Below are 23,784 nucleotides of genomic sequence, written 5' to 3' on the forward strand. Positions count from 1 at the left end.
GATTTCCCTAATGAAGGGACAGGGCGTCAGGATTCACATTCCGTGCGGGTGGCGAATATGGACGACCCGGACGGGTTGTCCGGGTTCTATTCGGCAGGGGCAACGGCAGAAGCCATGACCTGCAAGGCTCCGGAGAGTCTCGTCTTCCGCGCAATCATGTCCGTGACAACCGATGCAGCGAATTTCTGGTGTCGGAACCATTCCGGGCTCAGATTATACGCCTCTGTGGCCACATTGACCGCTTCGTCCACCTTGCGGCGTTTGATTAAGGCGTGGGCGTCGTTGAGGCGATGGCGTGCCCAGGAAATCTTGTAAAGGTCCCCGCGGTGCACGTTTCGCGATGCGGAAAGCGCACGAGACGGCTCGTCGAGGGCGATGTGGATGTGCGCCTCCTGCATCGCGACCTGGGATGGACCAAAGGAAACCCAGTAGTCGTGCCGGTCGTGATCGAGGTGCCGCGCACCGGATCGGGCGAGCGCCAGATACTCCAATGCCTCGTCGCCACGTGACGCCCCGCCCGCCGTCACGGCCGCGTGCAGCATCAGGCCACCCCACGCCGTCACCTGTCGCATGTCCGTGCACGACATCGTCGGTTCGATCGTCTCTGCAGCACGCAGTGCCAAGCGCTCAGCGTCCTCATATCGCCCCATTCGAAGGAGGATCCACACATACGTGCCACGCAGCGTCGCGGAACGGAACTCGTCGTCACCTTCCTCAGCCGTCGCCAAGCCACGGGCGGCGCCGAGGAGAGCCGCGTCGTCACGTCCCGTGTGCACCATCAGGCAGGCGGCGAGCTGGCAGGCATGCGCGTATGCGGCAGCCACCGCTCTGGGGCCCAACGCGTTCCGCGTGACGCGGCACTCGGAGAGCAGTCCTGGCAGCGTTGAAGCCAGCACGCCGAACTCACCCGCGAAATAGGCACCGTAGGCTCGCTCCACCGAACTCCACAGGCGTGCGGGGTCAGACGGCTCGTCATCGTCCTCGGGATCCATTCCCGGCAGAAGGTCGGGTGAGGAGATCGCGTTACGAACGTCCAGGACCCCGGAGTCGCCCACCCGATGCACACGATTGCCCTTGCCAGTCAGCGTTCCCGGGTCCTCGTCCAACGCTGCGGCAAGAGCCATGATCGTCGTCAAACGCGCTGTCCGCCGAGAACCACGTTCGAGTCGGCTCACCAAATCCTCACTCACCGACGCACGCCGCGCCAGCTCCGCCTGCGTCATCCCATGAGCGAGACGAAGGGATCGAATTCGAGGACCAAGACTGATCGCGTCATCCATACCGGATCCCGTCGGTCGGGGGCAGTCACCGTCCAGACTAGGTCGGGACCTGCCCTGTGTCAGGCGTGCCGGCGAACCGGTGGAGCGTTGCACGGAGTCACGCTTCGCGTGGCTCATTCGTGCTGGCGACCGTAAGCGTGCGCTTCGTGAGGCGGAGACTCCGGCGGAGTCCGAGCGAAGGCATGGGTTGCTCCTCCTGCTTCGGCCGGCCAATCCAGTCCAGATCGCGGCGCGATCCGCGTCAGACTGCCAGACCGAGGAAGTCCGCGATCTCTCGGTGGTCGCTGGATGGCATCCTCTTGGCCTGTTCCAGTAGATCCTCCGCGAGGTGCCGGGCCGTGGTCTGGTTGCGGAGCCACACTGGGGCCTTGGCCTTCAAGGCGAGCATGATTTGCGTGGTCTTCTCAACGTTGCGCAGCTTAAGGTGGGCCGACGCCTTGTCTAGGGCGTACCGCTGTTGTGTGTTCGGGGTGGCAGCGGCCTGGTTGGCGCGGATCTGCTCGGACAGCTCCAGTGCGCGATCTGGGTGGTCGGCGATCAACTCGTTCTGCATGCCGTTCATCGCCACCGTGGCCGGGCCGAACTTCATGTGCCCCGCTGTGTCGATCTCCTCGCCGACCACCTCGGCGGCGGATCGAGCGAATGCCTGGTACTGGCGGGCCTCGTCGGGGCGGTTGTTCCGAGCGGCCGAGGCGGCGGCGCGCATCAGGATGTAGCCCCAGGCCGCGATCTGTCCGTGGTCAGCCTTGGTGAGTTTCTCGGGCTCTAGTGCATCGGCGGTGTCCACGCAGAGCTGCTCGACCTCGTCGAAGCGCGCTTGGCGTAGTAGCGTCCACCCCTGCTGACCGATCGCGGCTGCGGCAAGCCCTTGGTCCCCGACGGCGAGGGCGTCGGTGAGGGCGTCGCGCAGCGCGATGATGCCGAGGTCGTGCTCGCGGATCTGAATGCAATAACGGCCGGTGAGCTGGAGGGCGTCGGCACGCAATCGGACCGCGCGCTCTCGCTCCTGACCTTGGAGCGCGGCGACGTGCATGTGTGCGGATCTGACGAGGGCGGGCGACAAACGCGCCACGTCGTCGTATCGGTCAGCCTGGTAGTGGCTGGCAACGGCCTCCACCGCGCGCCCGAGCAGAGCAAGGTTGGGTGGTACATCGTCGTCGGGATAGATTCGGCCGTGTATCCCCGCTGGTGGATTCACGGCCGAGCGGATGTCGGCCAGTACGGTGTCGCGGTGGTCGTCGACTCGGGGCGCGGGGGATTCGGGGGTCATGAACCATACGGTTCGTACGCCGAGGGCGCGCCCAAGTCGGTGATAGGTCTCGATACGGGCGGTCCCACCCTGTTCAAGCTTGCGGACGACGCCGACGGAGAGGTCCGCCGCCTCGGCGAGATCCTCTTGGCTCATGCCGCGCCGCCGGCGAAGTTGCACCAGCCGATCAGAGACGGTGGAATCGTGGTCCATACGCTGGATCCTCGCTGTGTGGTGACACTCACAGCCTAGGCCGCCGCCATCTCCGTGTCAGGCGGGCTGGGGAAACCCGGGGCCGCACCGGTGAGAAGCCCGTCGGCGTACGAGGCGATCACGAACCGGTCCAACGCCAACAGCGCCACCACCGTCGCTGGGGGCCGCTCGGCCAGCGGTGGCCCTTGCGGAGCCTCCCACGACGGCAGCGGGGCGGGAACAGAGGCGCGGCGAGTCCGAGTCACAACAAGGCACTGTAGTGACGCGCACCCACAAACCGGACGCCCACGGTTCAGGGATCGGGGAGAGCCTAGGCTTCCGGCTCGGCCCTTCGGCCCGTCCGGGTGGCCCCGGCGCTGGCCACGACGACGCACACCATGGCGAACCACTGCACCGGGCTCAGGAACTCCGCCAGGAGCAGCATGCCGATCACCGCCGCCGCGGCGGGCTGCAGGCTCATCAGGATGCTGAACACGCTGGGGCGGATGCGGCGCAGCGCGTGCATCTCCAGGCTGTACGGCACGATCGTGGACAGGATGCCCACCGTGACCCCGATTGCCAGCAGGCGCGGGTCCAGCAGCGCCGTACCCGCCTGGCTGACGGCGGCGGGGCCCACCATGACCACCCCGACCACCATGGCGATCGCGAGCCCGCTGCTCCCGGAGAACCGGCGTCCCGTCGCCGCGCTGAGCAGGATGTAGCACGCCCACGAGCCTGCGGCCAACAACGCGAAACCCACCCCGGCGAGGGTGACGTCGCCGTCGTCCCAGCTCAACAGCACCACTCCGGTGGCCGCCAAGCCCACCCACACCAGGTCCAGCGGGCGCCGTGACCCCGCGACGGCCACCACGAGAGGTCCGAGGAACTCGATCGTCACCGCCACGCCCAGCGGGATCCGGGCGATCGCCTCGTAGATGGCCCAGTTCATCGACACGAGCGCGATCCCGAACGCGGTGACGATCCGCCAGTCCGCCCATGTCCGCCCCCGCAGCGCGGGGCGGATCACAAGGAGGAGGACGACGGCGCCGGTGAGGAATCGCAGCCAGACGACCGCGCTCGGCGGCAGCTCGTCGAAGATGGTCTTGGCGACCCCGGCACCCGACTGCACCGACAGAATGGCGGCCAACACCATCCACGTGGCGGGGATCGAGCCCCCCGCGCCACGCGCGAGTTCCCCGCCCCGGCGCAGGGTACGAACAACGCGGCCTGGTGGGCGGGCATCGAAAGCGGACACGGGTTACGAGTCTAGGAGAGGAGCCAACATGGCGTTGCGTGTCGACTCGGAGGTGGGACGCCTCCGTCAGGTCATCGTGCACCGGCCCGATCTGGAGATGACGCGCCTCACCCCCGGCAACATCGGAGAACTGCTCTTCGACGAGGTGATGTGGGCGCGCCGGGCGCGCTCCGAGCACGACGCCTTCGTCGACCTGCTCCGGGAGCGCGGCGTGCGTGTCCACCTCTTCCACGAGCTGCTGGAGACGGTGCTCGACGAACCGAAGGGGCGGGCGTTCGTCCTCGACAACACCCTTGACGAACGCTTCTACGGACCCACCGCCATCGACGCCATCCGTGAGACCTTCGACCGGATGGACACCACCACCCTGCGGCGCCACCTCATCGGGGGTATCACCAAGCGGGAACTGCTCGAGCACGTGGCCGAGCCGCGCTCGGTGTGGTTCCAGACGCTGGAACTGGACGCCTTCGCGCTCTCCCCACTGCCCAACCACCTGTTCACCCGCGACACCTCCTCGTGGGTGTACGGGGGCGTGTCGGTCAACGCGATGCGCAAGAAGGCGCGCCGGCGGGAAACCATCCACTACGAGGCGGTCTACCGGTGGCACCCCCTGTTCGCCGGGGAGGACTTCGAGGTGTGGGAACACGGCGGCTCCTGGGCACCCGCCACGATCGAGGGCGGCGACGTGATGCCCGTAGGCAACGGCGCGGTGCTCGTCGGAGTCAGCGAACGGACGCAGCCCCAGGCCGTCGAGCTCCTGGCCCGGGAGCTGTTCGGTCGCGGCGGTGCCGAGCGCATCGTCGGCGTGCAGATGCCGCGCTCCCGGGCGGTCATGCACCTGGACACCGTCATGACGATGGTCGACTACGGCGTCTTCACCAAGTACGCGGCCCTGGGGATGCTCCCCAGCTTCACCGTGGAGCCGGGGGACGGAGCGACCGGACTGGACGTGCGCTCCCACCCCCCCGAGGAGATGCACACCGCCATCGCCGACGCGCTGGGCATCCCCGACATCAAGGTGCTCACCCCGGTGCAGGACGTCTACTCCGCCGAACGTGAGCAGTGGGACGACGGGTGCAACGTCCTGGCGATCGAACCCGGAGTCGTGGTCGCCTACGAACGCAACACCACGAGCAACGCGCACATGCGGGCGAACGGGGTGGAGGTGCTGGAAACGGCGGGTGGTGAGCTCGGGCGCGGGCGTGGAGGACCGCACTGCATGACCTGTCCGATTCAGCGCGATCCCTGATCGGCGCCCGACGCGGCCGGCTGGGGAGCCTCCTCCTCACCCGACGGAGGTGCCTCGGCCGCTCGTCGGCGCGGCGTCGCGACGACGACCAGCGCGAAAAGGAGGAACCAGGCGCAGGCCGCGACCCCCGGCTGCAGGAACGTCATGATCAACGCGACGTACGTCTGCCCACCGAAGCCCAGCCAGGCCTGCGCGATGAGCCACAGGTACGGGAGCGCCGCCGCCGTCACGTACAGGACGAGCGCGGTCACGGCGAGCCCCCGCCACGATGGGCGGCGCACCGCCACCAACCAGAGCCCGGCCAGCGCGACGATGACGGGTGGTCCGAGGTCTCGCACGACGATGTAGAGCGGTACGCCTATGTGTTCCACACGGAATTGTCTACCAGTGCCCGTTCGTGGGGGCGTCGCCCGGTCCGTGCCCCGGCCAGGTGGACGCGGGCCGCGTCGGCGCGGCCGCGGTACGTCCTCGCCTCAGCGCCGCCCAGATCAGTAGCGCGACGGGTACGGCGTGGAGCAGGTTGAGCGCCAGGGTGGAGCCCAGCGTGACCGCCGGTGTGAATCCGACCACGCTGCTCACCCCGAACCGACTCCACAGGAAGGCGGTGACGGCGTACACGATGAGCGCGCCGCCGGCACCGATGACGATGCCCCGGTTGTCGGAGCGCGCGACCACGCCGAGGACGATGGCCGCGATTCCCACCAGGAGCAGGACGAGGTAGGGGAGGAAGATCATGGCCGCCCTCCATGGTCGGGACCGCCGTCGTATCCGGAGGTGGAGTTCGGGGGCAACGAGTAGGTCGGCGCGGTGTCAGGAGGAACCCACCCGGGCGCGGCGGCGGGACGTGTTCCCTCACTGACGGGCCGAAGGGCCCCGACGGCCATCAGGATCATGCCGGCGCCGAAGACGAAGGACTGGATCTGGGGTAGCAGGCGGACCCAGTCCGCCGGTCCGGCGACGGCGTACAGATCGGGCACGAGGAGGAGCCACGCTCCCCGCAGGACCACCGACAGTGTCACGACGATCGCCCCAGCGAGCACCAGCGGGCGTCGCCGTCGAGGCACCAGGAACGCCGCGCCGCAACCGACGAGCCCCAGCAGGATCATGGGAATGAGCGGGACGAGGAACGATGAGTGGGGTAAGGCGGGCACGTGTGCCTCCAGGGGGGTGCCGAGTGCGCAATACCCTAGCCCGCGGTCGCGTGGATGGCTATGGCGTGCGCGGGAAAGGCGCCGCGCTGCCGTGAACCCGGCACGACGGGCCACCGTGTCCCACGGCCACGTGGTCTACCAGCGCCCGTCCGGTGCTCCATCGCCCGGACCGCCTCGAGGCCACGTGGGGGTGGGGTGCGTGGCCGGCGGCGTGGAGCGCCCCGGTTTCAGCGCGGCCCAGGCGAGCAGCGCGACCGGGACGGCGAGCAGGACGTTGAGCGCGACTTGGGCGCCGAGCCACACGTCGAACGGAGACGCGACCACGACACTGATCCCAAAGGTGTTCCACAGGAACTGTGCGGCGACGAACACGAGCAACGCGACCCCAGAACCGGCCACCACCACTCGGTTCGCTGACCGGGAGCGCGCACCCAGCACGATGACCGCGATCCCCACCGGGAGAAACGAGAGGTAGGGGATGACGTCGAAGGTCACTGTCGCCCTCCAAAGTCGTGGCGGCCGTCCGGGCCGTGGTGGGGGCCCGGGGGCGGGGAATAGGTGGGCGAGGTGCCGCCGGGCGCGACCCGCCATCCCGGTGTCGGGGGGTGCGCCGTCCCGTCGTTCGTGGGTCGGAGGGCCCCGACGGCCATGAGCAAGATGCCCGCGGCCAGGCCGAAGTCCAGCAGACGGGTGAACAGGAAGACCGGGTCGTCGGGGGTGGCCACGGCGTAGGGATCCAGCACCACGAGCACCAGGAACAACCGCAGGACCGCGGCCACCACCACGAGGACCGCCCCCGTGAGCACCAGCGGGCGCCGGGGACGGGCAACGAAGAACGCGACGACACATCCGAAGACCCCCACGACGAACAGGGGGGTGAGTTGAAGCAAAACACTGGGCAGGGGCTGCACGGCTGACTCCCGGGGGCAGGATGCGCAACACCCTAGCCCGCGGGGGCCCCGGTGGCTATGGGCCGAGGAGACCCGTTGCGTGCGTCCTCCCCCGGCGGCACGCCAAGGCCGTGGGAGGCGTCGCGGGACCCGGTCCGGCAGGCCACGAACGCCAGGCGCGGGGGATTCACCTTCGAAGTGGTTACTCCCAGCGGAAGTAGCGACTGGCGAGGAGGCCGGCCACCAGCGCCCACGCGAGCAGCACGACGAACGAGGCGACGGGGAACGCGCCGCCCTCGAAGGCCGACCGGAGACCCTCGGAGAGGGCGGTGATGGGGAGCCCGGAGGCGATGGTCTCCACGACGCCCGGGAGCCGGTCGGTGGGGAACATGACGCCGCCGAGACCCAGCAGGATCAGGAAGACGAGGTTGGCGGCGGCGAGCGTGCCCTCGGCGCGGAGGGTTCCGGCCATCAGCAGGGCCAGGGCGCTGAACGCGGCGGTGGCGGAGAGGACCAGGGCGAGCGCGGTGCCGACGCCCAACACCGAGAACTCCGCCGACCAGCCCAGGGCGAGGGCCACACCGATCAGGATCGCGAACTGCACCGCCTGGACCGCGAGCACCGCGAGGGTCTTCGCCGCCAGGAGCCCCGCGCGGGGCAGGGGAGTGGCACCGAGGCGTTTGAGGACGCCGTACTTGCGCTCGAACCCGGTGCCGATCGCCTGTCCGGTGAACGCCGTGGACAACACCGCGAGGGCGAGCACACCCGGTGCGAGGAAGTCGACGCGGGCGTCAGTGCCCAGGTCCAGGATGGGCAGGGTGCCGAAGGCGACCAGCAGGAGCACCGGAATGACCAGTGTGAGCAGTACCTGTTCTCCGTTACGGAGCAGGATCCGCAGTTCCATCCGGGCCTGGGCGGCGACCATCCGGCCCATCGGTGCGGCGCCCGGTCGGGGGCTCAGGTCCATGGGCGCGGTCGTCTCCGCGGGCGCTGGTGCTGTGCTCATTTCTCCCGTAGCTCCCGCCCCGTCAGGTCGAGGAACACGTCCTCCAAGGTGCGGCCGCGAGCTCCCAGCTCTCGGGCGGGGATGTCGTTGTCCGCGCACCAGGCCGCCACCGTCGTCAGCAACGCCGGCGCCTGACCGTCCTCGGCGAGGACCGCGTAGCTTCCCGGGCTCGCCTCCTCCACGGTGCAGCCGACCGGAAGCCGGTCCCGCAGCGTGCTCAGCTCGAGTGACGGTGACGCGTGGAATCGCACCTGTGTCCGGGTCCCGGTCAGTTCCGCGGGGCTCCCCGTGGCGACCACGGTGCCCCGGTCGATGATCACGACATGGTCGGCGAGGCGCTCGGCCTCCTCCATGTAGTGGGTGGTGACCAGGGTGGAGACTCCGCTGTCGCGCAACTCCCCGAGCAGTTCCCAGGTCGCGGCGCGCGCCTGGGGGTCCAACCCCGCCGTGGGCTCGTCCAGGAACACCAGCTCCGGCCGACCGACCACGGCGCCCGCGAGGGAGAGCCGCTGCCGTTGCCCGCCCGAGAGTCGACGCACGGGGGTGTCCGAGCACGACAGCAGACCCAGCCGCCGCAACAGTGCCGCCGGCGGTACGGGGTGGGCGTGGAACGACGCGATCAGGCGCAACCACTCGCCCGCCCGCGCCCCCGTGGGGGCACCCGCCTCCTGGGGCATCACCCCGACGCGCGCCTTCAACGCGCGGTCGTCGGACGTGGGGTCCAGGCCGAGGATCCGCACCGTCCCCGCGTCCGCGCGACGGTAGCCCTCACAGATCTCCACAGTGGTGGTCTTCCCAGCCCCGTTGGGCCCCAGTAGCGCGGTGACCGCGCCCCGAGGCGCGACGAAGTCCACGCCGGACAGTGCCTCGACGGCGCCGTAGCGCTTGACCAGTCCCGTGACTTCCACCGCAACCTCACCCATGACAACTGAGAGTGTAGAGGCGTGCCCGCCCGAACCGGCTGCGGGTCCGGATTGGTCGTCTGGTGGGCCGCTCACCGTCGGCGTCCGCGGTCCCACGGCGCCGCGTCCGAGGGTGCGGGGCCGACCTACGGGCAGTTTATGGTCAAGATCACACCAAGCTTGACAGTGAGACGGCGTCTTATCATTTGGACGACCGGGGGTCCGTGGTCGGGCAGTCACCACCTCCTTCCGACGAAATCCCAGTTAGGTACGCCTACCCTGCATGGGATTCATGCTCGTTGTGGTTTGCCCGAGCGGAACTATTTAGGCCACACTGGCGTTGTGAAATACATGAGCGAGGGGCAGAAGGGTGGCGCGAGTGCCGAACAGGGCACCCGCGCACACGTCGCTCGTCTCATTCTCGAACACGGTCCGATCACCGCGGCCGCCCTGGGGGAGCGGCTCGGACTCACGCCAGCGGGGGTACGCCGCCACATCGACAGCCTCTCCAAGGAGGGCCTCATCCAGACCGGTCCGGGCACCCCCCGTGTCCGGCGCGGCCGGGGCCGTCCCGCGAGGGCCTACACGATCACCGAGGCGGGCCGCAGCACGTTCGTGCACGGGTACGACAACCTCGCCGCCAGCGCACTGCGGTTCCTCGCGGAGAAGGCCGGAGTGGAGCGCGTCACCGAGTTCGCGCAACGCCAGGTGGCGGAGTTGGAGCACCGTTACGCCCCGGTGCTGGCGACCGTACCCCCGGCGCAGCGGGTGCAACTGCTCGCCGACGCGCTGACCGCGGACGGCTACGCCGCCTCGGCCGGCACGGCCCCCGCACCCGGGGGAGGGCAACAGCTCTGTCAGCACCACTGTCCAGTGGCGCACGTGGCGGCGGAGTTCCCCCAGTTGTGCGAGGCGGAGGCCGAGGCCTTCGCCCGTCTGCTCGAATCACCGGTGCGACGGTTGGCAACCATCGCACACGGGGACGCGGTGTGCACCACGCACATCACCCCCCACGACATAGATGACCGCCCGGCGCCGCGCCGGGACCGTTGACAAGCCGGTGCCGTAACCGGGACCCGTACGTCCAGGAGGATTCCGCGCAAATGACGTCGATCGCGCACCCCGAGCTCGAAGGGCTCGGCAACTACGAGTACGGCTGGGCCGACCCCGACGCCGCGGGAGAGGCCGCGCGTCGCGGCCTGAACGACGAGGTTGTTCGGGACATCTCCGAGAAGAAGGACGAGCCGGAGTGGATGCGGGAGACCCGCCTCAAGGCTCTGCGGCTGTTCGGCAAGAAGCCGATGCCGTCCTGGGGCTCGGACCTGTCGGGCATCGACTTCGACAACATCAAGTACTTCGTGCGCTCCACGGAGCAGCAGGCCGCCTCCTGGGAGGACCTGCCCGAGGACATCAAGAACACCTACGACAAGCTGGGCATCCCCGAGGCGGAGAAGCAGCGGCTGGTCGCGGGTGTGGCGGCGCAGTACGAGAGCGAGGTCGTCTACCACAAGATCCGTGAGGACCTCGAGGAGCAGGGTGTCCTCTTCCTGGACACCGACACCGCGCTCAAGGAACACCCGGAGATCTTCCAGGAGTACTTCGGCACGGTGATCCCGTCCGGCGACAACAAGTTCGCCGCGCTGAACACCGCGGTGTGGAGCGGCGGCTCCTTCATCTACGTGCCGCCGAACGTGCACGTCGAGATCCCGCTCCAGGCCTACTTCCGGATCAACACCGAGAACATGGGCCAGTTCGAGCGGACCCTGATCATCGTCGACGAGGGTGCCTACGTGCACTACGTCGAGGGCTGTACCGCGCCGATCTACTCCTCGGACTCGCTGCACTCCGCGGTCGTGGAGATCATCGTCAAGAAGAACGCGCGGTGCCGGTACACGACCATCCAGAACTGGTCGAACAACGTGTACAACCTGGTGACCAAGCGGGCCGTGGCCTACGAGGGCGCCACCATGGAGTGGGTCGACGGCAACATCGGCTCCAAGGTCACCATGAAGTACCCCGCGATCTACCTCATGGGCGAGCACGCCAAGGGCGAGACGCTGTCCGTCGCCTTCGCGGGCGAGGGCCAGCACCAGGACGCCGGCGCCAAGATGGTGCACTGCGCCCCGAACACCTCCTCGTCCATCGTGTCGAAGTCCGTCGCGCGTGGCGGTGGCCGCGCCTCCTACCGCGGACTGATCCAGGTCCAGGAGGGCGCGTCCCCGGCCAAGTCCAATGTCGAGTGCGACGCGCTGCTCATCGACACCGAGAGCCGCTCGGACACCTACCCCTACAACGACATCCGCGAGGACGACGTCGAGCTGGGGCACGAGGCGAAGGTCTCCAAGGTGAGCGAGGACCAGCTCTTCTACCTGATGAGCCGCGGGATGGAGGAGAACGAGGCCATGGCCATGATCGTGCGCGGCTTCGTCGAGCCCATCGCCCGCGAGCTGCCCATGGAGTACGCCCTGGAACTGAACCGGCTCATCGAGCTGCAGATGGAAGGATCGGTCGGCTAAGAATGGCCAGCGCGAACATCGAGACCAAGGAACACGCCCACGGTCTGGGGGCGATTCCGGTCTCCCGTGCCGACGTCCGGGGGTCGTTCGACGTGAACGACTTCCCCGTCCCCAACGGGCGCGAGGAGGAGTGGCGCTTCACGCCGCTTCGCCGCCTGAAGGGGCTCCACGACGCGGCGGACAAGGTCGGGCCGGGTGAGGTCAGCATCGACGTCTCCGCCCCGGAGTCGGTCGCGGTGGAAACCGTGGGCCGCGACGACGAACGACTGGGCACCTCGTTCCTGCCCAGTGACCGGGTGAGTGCCCGCGCCTACTCCTCCTTCGAGGAGGCGACCGTGATCACGGTGCCCAAGGGAGTGCAGGAGGACACGCTCACCATGCGGGTCACCGGCACCACCTACGGGACGGCCTACGGCCACACGGTGGTGCGGGTCGAGCGCGGCGCGACCGTCACCGTCGTGCTGGACTACTCCGGTTCCGCCGTCTACGCGGACAACACCGAGTTCATCGTCGAGGACGGCGCGCGGCTGAACGTCGTCAGCCTGCAGGACTGGGCCGGCGACGCGGTGCACGTCACCCAGCAGCACGCCCGGATCGGGCGGGACGCCACCTTCCGCAGCTTCGTCGCGACCCTGGGCGGTGACCTCGTGCGGGTCGTGCCCAAGGTTCGCTACGCGGGGCCGGGTGGCGACGCCGAACTGCACGGCCTGTACTTCACCGGGACCGGTCAGCACCACGAGCACCACTCGCTGGTGGACCACAGCACGTCGCACACCCGGAGCCGGGTGGACTACCGCGGCGCGCTCGCCGGAGACGACGCCCGCGCGGTGTGGATCGGTGACGTCATCATCGGTGAGGGCACCGTGGAGACCGACTCCTACGAGAACAACCGCAACCTGCAGCTCACGGAGAACACCCGGGTCGACTCCGTGCCCAACCTGGAGATCTTCACCGGCGAGGTCGCCGGGGCGGGGCACGCCAGCGCGAGCGGCCGCCTGGACGAGATCCACCTCTTCTACCTGATGTCGCGCGGGATCCCCGCCGACGAGGCGCGGCGGCTGGTGCTGCGCGGCTACTTCGAGGAACTCATCAACCGGATCGAGAACCCGGAGCTGCGCGAGCGCATCAGCGCCGAGGTGGAGGAGAAGTTGCAGGAGCAGGGGCTGGGATGAGCGCCGAGTACGTGAAGGTCTGCACGCTGAGCGACATCCCCGAGGAGGGGGCGCTCGGCGTGGAGATCGACGACACGCCTGTCGCGCTCGTCCGCAGCGAGGGCGAGGTGTTCGCGATCAGCGACATCTGCTCTCACGCCGAGGTCAACCTCTCCGAAGGGGAGGTCGAGGACGGCACCATCGAGTGCTGGCTGCACGGTTCCTGCTTTGACCTGCGGTCGGGAGCGCCGATCAACCCGCCGGCCACGCAGCCGGTGCCCACATACCTAGTCAAGACCGACGGCGAGGACGTCCTCGTCTCGCTCAACACGCAGAAGGCCTGATAGATAACTATGAGCACGTTCGAAATTCGGGGGCTGCGCGCCGACGTCCTGATCAGCGACACCGAACGCCAGGAGATCCTGAAGGGCGTCGACCTCACCGTCAACTCCGGTGAGACGCACGCGATCATGGGCCCCAACGGTTCGGGCAAGTCGACGCTGGCCTACGCCGTGGCCGGACACCCCCGCTACGAGGTCACCGACGGTGAGGTCCTCCTGGACGGGGAGAACGTCCTGGAGATGAGCGTGGACGAGCGCGCCCGCGCCGGCGTCTTCCTCGCCATGCAGTACCCGGTCGAGGTTCCGGGTGTCTCCATGTCCAACTTCCTGCGCAGCTCCGTGTCCGCGGTGCGGGGCGAGGCCCCCAAGCTGCGCGAGTTCTCCAAGGAGCTCTCAAGCGCGATGAAGGACCTGTCCATCGACCCCGGTTTCGCCGCGCGCGGCGTCAACGAGGGTTTCTCGGGCGGTGAGAAGAAGCGGCACGAGATCCTGCAGCTCGACCTGCTCAAGCCGCGGATCGCGGTGCTGGACGAGACCGACTCCGGGCTCGACGTCGACGCGTTGAAGATCGTCTCCGAGGGCATCAACCGGGCGAAGGCGAACAGCGACGTCGGCATCATGGTCATCACCCACTACTCGCGGATCCTGCAGTACGTACGGCCCGACCACGTCCACGTATTCGCGGGCGGTCGGATCGCCGAGTCGGGAGGCCCCGAGCTGGCCGAGACCCTGGAGTCCGAGGGCTACGAGCGGTTCGCCAAGGCCAGCGCGTAGGAGGAACCGTGGCAACGCAGGGTCAGCAGGACCGGCAGAGCCGGGTGGGCCAGCTCGACCCGGAGAAGATCCGGGCGGACTTCCCGCTGCTCCCGCTCGGTGCGGGACGAGCCGCTGGTGTACCTCGACTCGGGGGCGACCTCACAGAAGCCGCGCCAGGTGCTCGACGCCGAGCGCGCCTTCTACGAGACGCACAACGCCGCGGTCCACCGTGGCGCGCACCAGCTCGCGGAGGAGGCGACCGACGCCTACGAGTCCGCCCGGGCCACCATCGCCGGATTCATCGGGGCCGCACCCGGTGAGGTGGTGTTCACCAAGAACGCCACCGAGGCCATCAACCTCGTCGCCTACGCGATGAGCAACGCGGCGACGTCCGGACCGGAGTTCGAACGGTTCCGGATCGGTCCCGACGACGAGATCGTCGTCACCGAGATGGAGCACCACGCGAACCTGGTTCCGTGGCAGCAACTCGCCCAGCGCACCGGTGCCCGGCTGCGGTGGTTCGGGGTCACCGACGACGGTCGCCTCGACCTGTCCACATTGGACGAGCTGGTCAACGAGCGCACCAAGGTGGTCGCGTTCACCCAGCAGTCCAACGTGCTGGGAACGGTCAACCCGGTGCGCACCATCGCCGCACGGGCCCGCGAGGTGGGCGCGCTCACGGTGGTGGACGGCGCGCAGTCGGTGCCTCACCTCCCGGTCAACGTGGGCGACCTCGGAGTCGACTTCGTCGTCTACTCCGGCCACAAGATGCTCGGCCCGAACGGGATCGGCGTCCTGTGGGGCCGTGCGGAGCTCCTCGCCGGGATGCCGCCGTTCATCACCGGCGGATCCATGATCGGCGTGGTCCACATGGAGTACTCCACGTGGGCCGACGCGCCGCAGCGTTTCGAGGCCGGGGTGCCGATGGCGCCCCAGGCGGTCGGACTCGCCGCGGCGTGCGACTACCTGAGCTCCGTGGGCATGGAGGCCGTGCACGCCCACGAGCACGCCCTCACCGAGTACGCCCTGGGGCGGATCGGCGAGCTGGAAGGGGTACGGATCGTCGGCCCCACCAGCACCGTGGACCGTGGGGGAGCGGTGTCCTTCGTCGTCGACGACGTCCACGCCCACGACGTGGGTCAGGTCCTCGACGACCGTGGAGTGGAGGTCCGGGTCGGACACCACTGTGCCTGGCCGCTGCACCGCCGGTTCGGGATCGCGGCGACCACCCGGGCGTCGCTGTACCTGTACAACACCCACGCCGACATCGACGCCCTCGTCTCCGGCATAGTGGCCGCGCAGGAGTTCTTCGGCGTGGCGACGACAGGACGGGGCTAGGGATGCGGCTGGAGGCCATGTACCAGGAGATCATCCTGGATCACTACCGCAATCCGCACAACAAGGGGCTGCGGGACCCGCACGACGGCGAGGCGCACCACGTCAACCCCACGTGCGGGGACGAGGTGACGCTGCGCGTCCGGCTGGGCGCCGGCGACGACGGGTCGACTGTGGTCGAGGACGTCTCCTACGACAGCCTGGGCTGCTCCATCAGTCAGGCCAGCGTCTCGGTGATGACCGACCTGGTGATCGGCAAGTCGGTCGAACACGGGATGCGTGTGGCCGAGGAGTTCACGTCCCTGATGCAGTCACGGGGACAGGCGGAACCCGACGAGGACGTCCTCGAGGACGCGGTCGCCTTCGCCGGTGTCTCCCAATACCCTGCCCGTATCAAGTGCGCCCTGCTGTCCTGGATGGCGTGGAAGGACGCGACCGCCCAGGCGCTCGCGCGGAGGGAGAACGCGTAGATGAGTGAGTCGCCCGCACCGGCCCAGGGGCAGGACGCCCTGGTCGAGGAGATCACCGAGGCGATGAAGGACGTCGTCGACCCCGAACTCGGGGTGAACATCGTCGACCTCGGCCTGCTCTACGGTGTCAACGCCGAGACCAACGACGAGACGATCACTCTCGACATGACGTTGACGAGTGCGGCCTGCCCGCTGACCGACGTGATCGAGGATCAGACCAACAGCGCGTTGGCCGACTTCGAACGCGAGGTCCGCATCAACTGGGTGTGGATGCCGCCGTGGGGCCCCGACAAGATCACCGACGACGGTCGGGACCAGCTACGGATGCTGGGATTCAACGTGTAAGGTGCGCCGGAACGTACAGGGCGGGGCGAAGCTCGGCGACGATGTCGCTGTCGCCCCGCCTTTCGAGCATCTCCAGCACTGTGGCCGCGTCGGTCGAGGGCTGCGCCCCGTCAGGACAGATCCGGTGACCGATGATCTCCAACGCGGCCTCGGGGGTCGCCGCCGCGGTGTAGCCGAGCAGGTGCAGTGCCTTGCCGGTCGGCCCGTCCTCCACGACCTCGCCCGAGGCGAGGCGTCGCGCGTCCAACTGGTCGCCGTCGATGATGATGAAGATCCGGTCGCCGGGCTGCGCCGACAGGCGCCGCAATAGCGGACGCAGGGAGTCGAAGGCCGGCTGGTCACGCCAGACGAGCACGAGCAGGTCCGCGCCGGGAGCGGTCAGACACAGGAGCTGGCCGGGGTTGAGTCCCAGATGCGCCGCGTAGCCCGTGGGCACCGTCACCGGCGCTCCGTTGAGATGGTCCGCCGTCACGTCGACCCGATGCCACCAACGGCCGTCGGGAGCCCGGAAACAGCGCGCGGACTCCGCGACCCCCGCCGGGGCGGACGTGGGCGTTTCCTCCGCGGCGGCTCCGCCTCGACGGCGGATCGGTAGTCCGTTCGCGGTCGTTGCGCCGGTCTCCTCCGCCATTCCGGGAACCCGGGGCGCGACACCCAGGGGAGGGCTCGGCGGCTGGGTGCCGGGGCGGGCGTCCAGGAGAACCTGCTCACCGGTGACCGTGACGCCGGGGACGCTCAGCAGCCAGGCGCGCAGGGCCTGCGGGCGGATGCCGAGCTGCTGGCCGAGCCGCGACCCGGCCTCCTCCACGCTCGGTTGGCCACTCAGCAGCTCCCGGGTGTGCCACCGCAGTTGGTGCGGATCACCGGCGATGAGCCATCCGTCGTGCATGCGGCGGTCGGTGAACAGGGCCACCACGACGCGCCATAGGGGGGCACCCAGGGCGGGGATCTCCACCGGGTGCTCGGGGTGGGCGGCGATGAGGTGGTCCAGGGTGGCGGCCGTCCCGATCCGTTCGGCCACCGCCAGCAGGTGTTGGGTGACGGCGGTGCCGCCGGGCGAGGACAACCACCGCACGATGCGTTCCTCCGCGGTGCGCTGCGCGCTGCGGATCCTGTCCACGTCCACCCCGACCCGGCCCGCGAGCACACGGATGCTCACCGGCTCGGCGGGGAACAGCCGTTCGGCGGCGACGGTGCGTTCCAGGGGTTCCCAGCCACGGAACAACTGGTCGACCGTCGCGATCAGTGGGCGCTCGGTGAGGTTGGTGGGAGGCGGGGGCAGCGGCGTCGGCACGGTGACCTCGGGTTGGTTGTCGCGCGGTTCCACGTAGGCGCGGCGGGCGCGCGGCGGACCGAAGTCGGGGCGTCGCAGGGCACCGTCGGGGCCGATGAGAGGAGCCTCGGGGGAACCGGAGGTCGACGCCGTGGCTTGTGCCTCACGGTCCTGTTGGTCACGCTGGTCCCGATGCGCGCGCAGGGCCCGCAGGGTTCGCAGTGCGCGGGACGCCGCGTGACCGTGCCCGTCGGGAACGGTGTCACCGGGGCCAAGTGCGGCGCCGCCCTCGGCGGCGACGTGCGTGGCAGCCGCCCCGCCGTGCACGGGCTCGGCTCCCGTCGCCGAGGCCAGGTAGGACAACGCCTCGTGTACGTGTGGCGGAGAGGACTCCGGCATCCAGTTGGCGATCGTCCGGACCGCTTCCACGATCAGACCGGGGGAGGGGCTCGGGCCGAGCGGCAGTGCGGCCGGTCCATCGGCGTAAGGCTCCACCGCACGCAGGACGGCGGTGCTCAACACGGCGATGGCGTCACAGTTGCTGGGGAACGCCCACGTGGTGACCGTGGCCAGCGGGGTGTCCAGAACCCGCTGCCAGTCGCCGGCCGTCGCGATCACGGCACTGTGCACGGGTTCCGCGGCGAGCTCCCCGCTGGAGGCGCTCCGCAGCGGCGGGAGCAGGTCGCGCAGGGGGAGGTGCTCCCACTGTTGGGTGAGGAGCCGGGTCAGGTTGTTGGCGAGCCACGTGGCGCCGACGACCTCCACCGCGCGGGTCACCGGCAGCGAGTCCCACCACGCCTCGGCGAGGCGAGGGTGACGCAGGAACGGGTCGACGTCGGCGGGCTTGCTCCAGCGCAGAGCGGGCACGAGGTCGACCAGGCAAATCGGAGAGCAGGCGTTCATCCGCGTTGACCTCGACCTCCTGTGTCGCGAATGGGAGTGGCGGGCTGACCAGATAGTACGTGTGTCTCGCCCGGCGCGATACCCCGGCCTCCGCTCTCTCGGTGTCGGACGGCCCACCTCAGCACACGCCGAGATGTGGGGTGCGGCGACGACACAGGGACAGTGGAAGCCCCGGACATCCTAGTGGTGATCCCCGCCACAGGGAACGGACCAGTGGACGAAGTGGCGGGTGGGGGCCATGCCGTGCGGCGGAGAGTCACGGCGCGGACGCGCTCGCTCACACCCCGCGCAGGGGCGGCCGCGATGGACTGATGTCGAACACGCGGCGGTATGCTTGCAGAGTTCGCCTCTTCCCCCGCACGTGGCCGTTCGGTCTGGACCTGAGGCGCACCCGCACCTGTTCCACGCCCCGCAGCGTGCCAACGACGCGACCCCAACCCGCATTGATTGGCTGACGTGACTGACCTGGAGTTCAACGTGCCCGGTGGCTCTCAGGAGCGCACCCCCGTGGTGCGCTCCTACGTCGCCATTGGGGACAGCTTCACCGAGGGACTCGATGATCCTGGCCCGGACGGCGAGTACCGAGGCTTTGCCGACCGATTGGCCGAACACCTGAGTTCGCAGACCACCGGGTTCCGCTACGCGAACCTCGCTGTCCGCGGGCGCCGGATTCGCCATATCTTCGGCGAACAACTCGAGCAGACCCTGGAGTTCGCCCCCGACCTCGTGACGGTGCACGCGGCCGGCAACGACGTGCTGCGCCCCAACACCAACCTGGATCGGCTCGCGGTGGAGTTCGACCGGGGGATCCAGCGGCTACGCGAGGCCGGGATCACCGTCGTCCTGCTCTCCGGGCACGACACCGGCTGGATCCCGGTCCTGCGGGCCTATCGGGGGCGGGTCGCCGTGTTCAGCATGCACCTGCGCGCCATCGGGGAACGGCACGGCTGCCACGTCGTCGACCTGTGGGCCATCCGCGCGCTGAACGACCCACGAGCGTGGAGCGTCGACCGTCTGCACCTCAACGGTGCTGGCCACCGGATCCTGACCGCCCGGATCGCCGAGTCCATCGGCCAGCCCGTCGGCGGACCCGAACTGTGGCAGCGGCCCTTCGCCACACCACCCGAGGTCCTGCCCCCCGCGGTTCGACGCCGCGAGACGTTGCGCTGGACCCACAAGTACCTGCTGCCGTGGCTGCGTCGGCGTGCCATGGGTCGATCCTCCGGCGACGGACTTCTGCCCAAGCGCCCGGTGATGAGCCCCATGGCTCCCCCGCCGCCCGAGCGGGACGGCGGCGCGTCCCCCAACGGCCACCACCCCCTCAACGGCGAGGTCAGGCGCTCCCTCGACGGTGTGCTGCCCGACACGCAGTACCCCAGCAGCCGTCGGGATCCCACGAGCTGAACCGGGCCCGCTGAACCTGACCTCAGGCCATGGTCGCGGCGTTCCTCCCGCCGGGACGCTGGTGGCGGGCGTGCCACGCCCAGGGTGGGCGATGACGCGAGCACAAGGGTGACCAGAGGCCCCTGGTCGGTCGACCGGTGACGTTACGCCTCGGGCTCCATCCGGGAGCCGTGAGGTGGTGGCGTGGTCCTTGGGCGGGTGCGGGCGGGCCCGTCGACTGGTGCGGCGACGCGGGCCGAGCGACCCACCACGCCTGACATACCCCCAGCGGTGCCCGCGGTTCCGTGCGGAGACGTTGTGGCCCGGTGGCGGCGGACCGGGACCGGCCTGGCTCGAGGCTCCGATGGCCCGCGCCGAGGATCAGTGGCTGGCCAGGGAGTCGGTGCACCCGGATCGTGGTCAACGGGTGCCGTGGTCGTCGTCGTCCGGTGTTCCAACCCGCACGGCGGCTCCACCCATCTGCGACAGCGACGGCGCGCCCGCACATCCCCGATGGGGAGTGGAGCGCGCCGTCACCGTAGATCGGGCTGGCTCGAGCCCGCGTGGTCTAGTGACGCCGGAAGGCGACCGCCACGTTGTGTCCGCCGAATCCGAAGGACTGGTTGAGGGCGCCGACCGCGCTGGCGGGGAGGTCACGCGCCTTGTCGCGCACGATGTCCACCACGACCTCGGGGTCGAGCGTCTCGACGTTGATGGTGGGCGGGATGCGCCCTTCGTGCAGGGTGAGGATCGTCGCGATGGCCTCCACCGCGCCCGCGCCCCCCAGCAGGTGGCCCGTCATCGACTTGGTCGACGTGACGGCCACGTTGTCGGTGGCGGCGTCGCCGAGGGCACGGCGGATCGCCACGGTCTCGCCGACGTCACCCATCGGGGTGGACGTGGCGTGGGCGTTGATGTGCGCGACGTCGGCGGGGGTCATCTCGGCGTCGGCGAGCGCCGCGTTGATCGCGGCGACCTGGCCGTCGGGGTCGGGGGCGACGAGGTCGTGGGCGTCGTCGGAGTAGCCCTTGCCGGCGGCGACGGCGTACACGCGCGCGCCACGGGCGGCGGCGTGCTCCGCGGACTCCAGGACCAGGATCCCGGCGCCCTCACCCATGACGAAGCCGTCCCGGTCGGTGTCCCACGGCCGCGAAGCGGTCTGCGGGGAGTCGTTCCGGGTGGACAGAGCGCGCATCGAGGCGAAGGCGGCGATGTTCAGCGGGTGGATCGCCGCTTCGGTGCCCCCCGCGATGACGATGTCGGCGCGGCCGGAGCGGATCATCTCGATCGCGTTGCCGATGGCCTCGTTGCCGGAGGCACACGCGCTCACCGGGGCGTGGGCACCGGCGCGGGCGGTGAACTCCAGCGCGACCGCGCCCGAGGCGCTGTTGGGCATGAGCATGGGCACCGTGAACGGCGAGACCCGGCGCCAGCCCTTCTCCCGGAAGATGTCGTACTGGTCCAGCGTGGTGAGGATGCCGCCGATGCCACTACTGACCACGACACCCAACCGCGTGGGTTCGACGTCCGGTGTGCCCGCGTCCGACCACGCCTCGTGCGCCGCGATCAGCGCGAACTGCTGGGTCCGGTCCAGGCGGCGCAACCGGTGTCGCTCGAGGCGTTCGCTGGGCTCCTGGGCCGCCAGGCCCGCGATCTTGACCGGGAGCTCCTCGGCCCAGTCAGCGTCGATCTCTCGGATGCCCGAACGCCCCGAGAGGAGCGCGGACCAGGTCGTGGCCACGTCCTCGCCAACCGGTGTGGTCGCGCCGAGGCCGGTGACGACGACGTCTGTGGTACTCACGGTCGCTCGCCCTTCTGTGTTCGCTGCGCTTTCATGGGACTGGGTGGGGCGGGCCGCGGTGACGCGGCCCGCCCAAACGTCACTACTTCTGGATGAAGGTGATGACGTCCTGGACCGTCTTGAGATCCTTGAGCTGCTCGTCGGGGATCTCGACGTCGAACTTGTCCTGCGCGGCCACGGCGATCTCCACCATGGCGAGGGAGTCGATGTCGAGGTCGTCGACGAAGCTCTTCTCCGGCGTCACGTCCGCGGCCGGGACACCAGCGATCTCGTCCACGATCTCGCCGAGGCCTTTCAGGATCTCCTGCTCTGGGAGGGCCATTGAAGTACTACTCCTTCTGTTGCCTGTCACGGAACTTCTATTACCTGCGCCGCGTAGCTGAGCCCAGCGCCGAACCCCAGGGTGAGCACAGTGCTTCCCGAGGCCAGCTCGCCCCGGCCGATCATGCGCCCCAACGCGAGCGGGATCGACGCGGACGAGGTGTTGCCAGCGGTGACAATATCGCGGCCGATCAACGCCTGTGGCGCCCCCAGCTTCCTCGCGATGCCTTCGACGATACGCAGGTTCGCCTGGTGCGGGACAAAGGCGTCCAGCTCGGTGGGCGCGACGCCCGCCCGGTCCAGCGCCTCCAGTGCGACCTCGTAGAGCTCGGTCGTGGCCCAGCGGAACACCGCCTGGCCTTCCTGCTGGAGGTAGAGATTGTCACGGAGGATGATCTTGTCCGCGCGCTCACCGGAACTCCCCCACACCACGGGGCCGATGCCCGGGGTGTCCGAGGGGGCGACCACGGCCGCGCCGGCACCGTCGGCGAAGATCACGCACGTCGTGCGGTCGTCCCAGTCCACGTAGTCCGACAGCTTCTCCGAGCCGATGACCAGCGCGTTGCGGGCGGTGCCGGCGCGAACCGCGTCGTTGGCGACCGCCATCGCGTAGCAGAACCCCGCACAGGCGGCGTTCACGTCGAACGCGCCGGGAGCCTTGATTCCCATTCGGGCGGCGGTCTGCGCCGCGGCGTTGGGGATCTGCCCGGGCATCGTGCATGTGGCCACAATCACCATGTCGATGTCGTCCGGGGACAGTCCGCTGGCGGCCAGCGCCTTGCCACCGGCCGTCACCCCCATGTCCACGACACCCTCGTCCGGCCCCGCGATCCGACGCTCGGCGATGCCCACGCGACTGCGGATCCACTCGTCGTTGGTGTCGAGACGGGCCGCGAGGTCGTCGTTGGTCACCACCGTGTCCGGCTGGTACTCGCCGAACGCGAGTACACGAGCACCCGGCACCGCAGGTGAGGATTTCATGGTCAGAGGCCTTCCGAGCTGGATGAGGGGGAACCGGCGTGCTCCTTGATGAGCTCGCGGGCACGGTCGAGGTCCTCGGGGGTCTTCAGCGCGAGCAGTTCCACTCCCCGCAGGGCGCGCTTGGCCAAGCCGACCAGAGTCCCCGCGGGCGGGAGCTCGATGATCGCCGTCACGCCCAGGTCGCTCAGCGTCTCGGTGCACAGGTCCCAGCGCACCGGCGAGCTCACCTGAGCGACGAGCCGGTTGAGGTAGTCGCGGCCCGACCGGACGACCGCGCCGTCGGCGTTGGACAGCAGACGGGTCCGGGGATCGCCCGGGAGCACGCCCGCGGCCAAGGCGCCCAAACGCTCCACGGCGGGCGTCATGTGCTGCGTGTGGAAGGCCCCGGCCACCGACAGGGAACGCAGGCGGGCGCGGGCCGGCGGCGCGTCGGCGAGGGCCTGAAGCTGCTCCACCGTGCCGGCGGCGACGATCTGTCCGGAACCGTTGTCGTTGGCGGGGGTCAGGCCGTGCGTCGCGAGCGCCTCCAGGACCTCCGCGCGGTCGCCGCCGAGGACCGCGGTCATCCCGGTCGGTGTCGTCGCCGAGGCCTCGGCCATGCCACGGCCGCGTTCCCTGACCAGGACGAGTGCGGCCTCCGGGCTCAGCACGCCGGTGAAGGCGGCGGCCGTGAACTCGCCCACGCTGTGGCCCGCGACCGCGTCAGCGGTGTCACCGAGCTGTTCGGCGGCGAGGAGCCCGGCACTCACGAGAAGCGGCTGGGCGACCGCGGTGTCGCGGATCTCGTCCGCGTCGGCCGTGGTGCCGTAGCGCCGCAGATCGAGGTCCGCCACGGCGGACCAGTACTCAACCCGGTCAGCGACACCGGGGAGCTCGAGCCATGGAGACAGGAAACCTGGGGTTTGGGCGCCTTGGCCCGGAGCGACTATGACAAGCACACCTCCAAGACTGCCCTGTGGTGACACGCCAGCCCGATGCCGTGGCGCACGAAGTTAGGCGGCGTGACTCTGTTGGGTCCCTACAAAACCGAGGAT

General features: G+C 69.5%; 25 protein-coding genes and 1 pseudogene. 10 read left to right on the forward strand and 16 right to left on the reverse strand.

The window, feature by feature from the left end; all coding sequences use genetic code 11:
* Window positions 1-86: 86 nt before the first annotated feature.
* The 4 genes from J4H86_RS26345 to J4H86_RS26360 form a co-directional block, all read right to left on the reverse strand.
* Window positions 87-1,280 (reverse strand): helix-turn-helix domain-containing protein, encoded by a 1,194-nt coding sequence (locus J4H86_RS26345; protein WP_236540997.1) that lies wholly within the window; start codon window positions 1,278-1,280, stop codon window positions 87-89.
* Window positions 1,281-1,521: 241 nt separating this feature from the next.
* Window positions 1,522-2,742, reverse strand: a complete 1,221-nt coding sequence (locus J4H86_RS26350) for a helix-turn-helix domain-containing protein (RefSeq protein WP_236540998.1) — start codon at window positions 2,740-2,742, stop codon at window positions 1,522-1,524.
* A gap of 35 nt (window positions 2,743-2,777) precedes the next feature.
* Window positions 2,778-2,987 carry a hypothetical protein gene (locus tag J4H86_RS26355; protein ID WP_236540999.1) on the reverse strand — a complete coding sequence of 70 codons (210 nt, stop codon included), beginning with the start codon at window positions 2,985-2,987 and terminating at the stop codon, window positions 2,778-2,780.
* Window positions 2,988-3,052: 65 nt separating this feature from the next.
* Complete coding sequence (locus J4H86_RS26360; RefSeq protein WP_236544190.1) at window positions 3,053-3,931, reverse strand: EamA family transporter; 879 nt, start codon at window positions 3,929-3,931, stop codon at window positions 3,053-3,055.
* Between the two features lie 73 nt (window positions 3,932-4,004).
* On the opposite strand from J4H86_RS26360, the gene J4H86_RS26365 reads away from it, so the two are divergent.
* Entirely contained in the window at window positions 4,005-5,225 is a 1,221-nt protein-coding gene (locus J4H86_RS26365; protein ID WP_236541000.1) for an arginine deiminase, read from the forward strand.
* Here J4H86_RS26365 and J4H86_RS26370 read toward each other — a convergent pair.
* The 7 genes from J4H86_RS26370 to J4H86_RS26400 all read right to left on the reverse strand — a co-directional run bounded on the left by J4H86_RS26370 (window position 5,210) and on the right by J4H86_RS26400 (window position 9,195).
* Window positions 5,210-5,596, reverse strand: coding sequence for a hypothetical protein (locus tag J4H86_RS26370; protein WP_236541001.1), 387 nt, complete (start codon window positions 5,594-5,596; stop codon window positions 5,210-5,212). The genes J4H86_RS26365 and J4H86_RS26370 overlap by 16 nt on opposite strands.
* Window positions 5,597-5,606: 10 nt before the next feature.
* Complete coding sequence (locus tag J4H86_RS26375) at window positions 5,607-5,960, reverse strand: hypothetical protein (RefSeq protein ID WP_236541002.1); 354 nt, start codon at window positions 5,958-5,960, stop codon at window positions 5,607-5,609.
* A complete protein-coding gene (locus tag J4H86_RS26380; protein WP_236541003.1) occupies window positions 5,957-6,376 on the reverse strand; it encodes a hypothetical protein in 420 nt (139 codons plus the stop codon). Before J4H86_RS26380 ends, J4H86_RS26375 begins: the two co-directional genes overlap by 4 nt.
* Before the next feature lie 135 nt (window positions 6,377-6,511).
* Entirely contained in the window at window positions 6,512-6,871 is a 360-nt protein-coding gene (locus J4H86_RS26385) for a hypothetical protein (RefSeq protein ID WP_236541004.1), read from the reverse strand.
* On the reverse strand, window positions 6,868-7,287 hold the full coding sequence (locus J4H86_RS26390; protein ID WP_236541005.1) for a hypothetical protein: 420 nt from the start codon (window positions 7,285-7,287) through the stop codon (window positions 6,868-6,870). Before J4H86_RS26390 ends, J4H86_RS26385 begins: the two co-directional genes overlap by 4 nt.
* Window positions 7,288-7,468: 181 nt before the next feature.
* The gene (locus J4H86_RS26395; RefSeq protein ID WP_236541006.1) at window positions 7,469-8,272 is read right to left on the reverse strand and encodes an ABC transporter permease; all 804 of its coding nucleotides are present in this window, start codon (window positions 8,270-8,272) and stop codon (window positions 7,469-7,471) included.
* On the reverse strand, window positions 8,269-9,195 hold the full coding sequence (locus J4H86_RS26400) for an ABC transporter ATP-binding protein (RefSeq protein WP_236541007.1): 927 nt from the start codon (window positions 9,193-9,195) through the stop codon (window positions 8,269-8,271). Before J4H86_RS26400 ends, J4H86_RS26395 begins: the two co-directional genes overlap by 4 nt.
* 330 nt (window positions 9,196-9,525) lie before the next feature.
* On the opposite strand from J4H86_RS26400, the gene J4H86_RS26405 reads away from it, so the two are divergent.
* The 8 genes and pseudogenes from J4H86_RS26405 (at window position 9,526) to J4H86_RS26440 (ending at window position 16,088) form a co-directional block, all read left to right on the forward strand.
* A complete protein-coding gene (locus J4H86_RS26405) occupies window positions 9,526-10,227 on the forward strand; it encodes a helix-turn-helix transcriptional regulator (RefSeq protein WP_236541008.1) in 702 nt (233 codons plus the stop codon).
* A 50-nt stretch (window positions 10,228-10,277) separates the two neighbouring features.
* Window positions 10,278-11,690 carry a Fe-S cluster assembly protein SufB gene (sufB, locus tag J4H86_RS26410; RefSeq protein WP_236541009.1) on the forward strand — a complete coding sequence of 471 codons (1,413 nt, stop codon included), beginning with the start codon at window positions 10,278-10,280 and terminating at the stop codon, window positions 11,688-11,690.
* 2 nt (window positions 11,691-11,692) lie between these two features.
* Window positions 11,693-12,862, forward strand: coding sequence for a Fe-S cluster assembly protein SufD (gene sufD / locus J4H86_RS26415; RefSeq protein WP_236541010.1), 1,170 nt, complete (start codon window positions 11,693-11,695; stop codon window positions 12,860-12,862).
* Window positions 12,859-13,185, forward strand: a complete 327-nt coding sequence (locus J4H86_RS26420) for a non-heme iron oxygenase ferredoxin subunit (protein ID WP_236541011.1) — start codon at window positions 12,859-12,861, stop codon at window positions 13,183-13,185. Before sufD ends, J4H86_RS26420 begins: the two co-directional genes overlap by 4 nt.
* Before the next feature lie 9 nt (window positions 13,186-13,194).
* Window positions 13,195-13,956 (forward strand): Fe-S cluster assembly ATPase SufC, encoded by a 762-nt coding sequence (gene sufC, locus J4H86_RS26425; protein ID WP_236541012.1) that lies wholly within the window; start codon window positions 13,195-13,197, stop codon window positions 13,954-13,956.
* A gap of 44 nt (window positions 13,957-14,000) precedes the next feature.
* A pseudogene (locus tag J4H86_RS26430) lies at window positions 14,001-15,276 on the forward strand (cysteine desulfurase).
* 2 nt (window positions 15,277-15,278) lie between these two features.
* Window positions 15,279-15,743, forward strand: a complete 465-nt coding sequence (gene sufU / locus J4H86_RS26435) for a Fe-S cluster assembly sulfur transfer protein SufU (protein ID WP_236541013.1) — start codon at window positions 15,279-15,281, stop codon at window positions 15,741-15,743.
* Window positions 15,744-16,088, forward strand: a complete 345-nt coding sequence (locus tag J4H86_RS26440; protein ID WP_236541014.1) for a metal-sulfur cluster assembly factor — start codon at window positions 15,744-15,746, stop codon at window positions 16,086-16,088.
* Here the strand turns inward: J4H86_RS26440 and J4H86_RS26445 are convergent.
* Complete coding sequence (locus tag J4H86_RS26445; RefSeq protein ID WP_236541015.1) at window positions 16,078-18,264, reverse strand: hypothetical protein; 2,187 nt, start codon at window positions 18,262-18,264, stop codon at window positions 16,078-16,080. The two genes, J4H86_RS26440 and J4H86_RS26445, sit on opposite strands and share 11 nt — an antisense overlap.
* Before the next feature lie 456 nt (window positions 18,265-18,720).
* Here J4H86_RS26445 and J4H86_RS26450 point away from each other — a divergent pair, with 456 nt between their 5' ends.
* Window positions 18,721-19,668: an SGNH/GDSL hydrolase family protein gene (locus J4H86_RS26450; protein ID WP_236541016.1), complete on the forward strand. Its 948-nt coding sequence runs from the start codon at window positions 18,721-18,723 to the stop codon at window positions 19,666-19,668.
* A 547-nt stretch (window positions 19,669-20,215) separates the two neighbouring features.
* Here the strand turns inward: J4H86_RS26450 and fabF are convergent.
* The 4 genes from fabF to J4H86_RS26470 form a co-directional block, all read right to left on the reverse strand.
* Complete coding sequence (fabF, locus tag J4H86_RS26455; protein ID WP_236541017.1) at window positions 20,216-21,448, reverse strand: beta-ketoacyl-ACP synthase II; 1,233 nt, start codon at window positions 21,446-21,448, stop codon at window positions 20,216-20,218.
* Between the two features lie 82 nt (window positions 21,449-21,530).
* Entirely contained in the window at window positions 21,531-21,770 is a 240-nt protein-coding gene (locus J4H86_RS26460) for an acyl carrier protein (protein WP_236541018.1), read from the reverse strand.
* A 26-nt stretch (window positions 21,771-21,796) separates the two neighbouring features.
* Entirely contained in the window at window positions 21,797-22,750 is a 954-nt protein-coding gene (locus J4H86_RS26465) for a beta-ketoacyl-ACP synthase III (protein ID WP_236541019.1), read from the reverse strand.
* 2 nt (window positions 22,751-22,752) lie between these two features.
* On the reverse strand, window positions 22,753-23,688 hold the full coding sequence (locus J4H86_RS26470) for an ACP S-malonyltransferase (RefSeq protein ID WP_236541020.1): 936 nt from the start codon (window positions 23,686-23,688) through the stop codon (window positions 22,753-22,755).
* Window positions 23,689-23,784 lie beyond the last annotated feature (96 nt).

The organism is Spiractinospora alimapuensis, assembly GCF_018437505.1.
Taxonomy (GTDB): Bacteria; Actinomycetota; Actinomycetes; order Streptosporangiales; family Streptosporangiaceae; genus Spiractinospora; species Spiractinospora alimapuensis.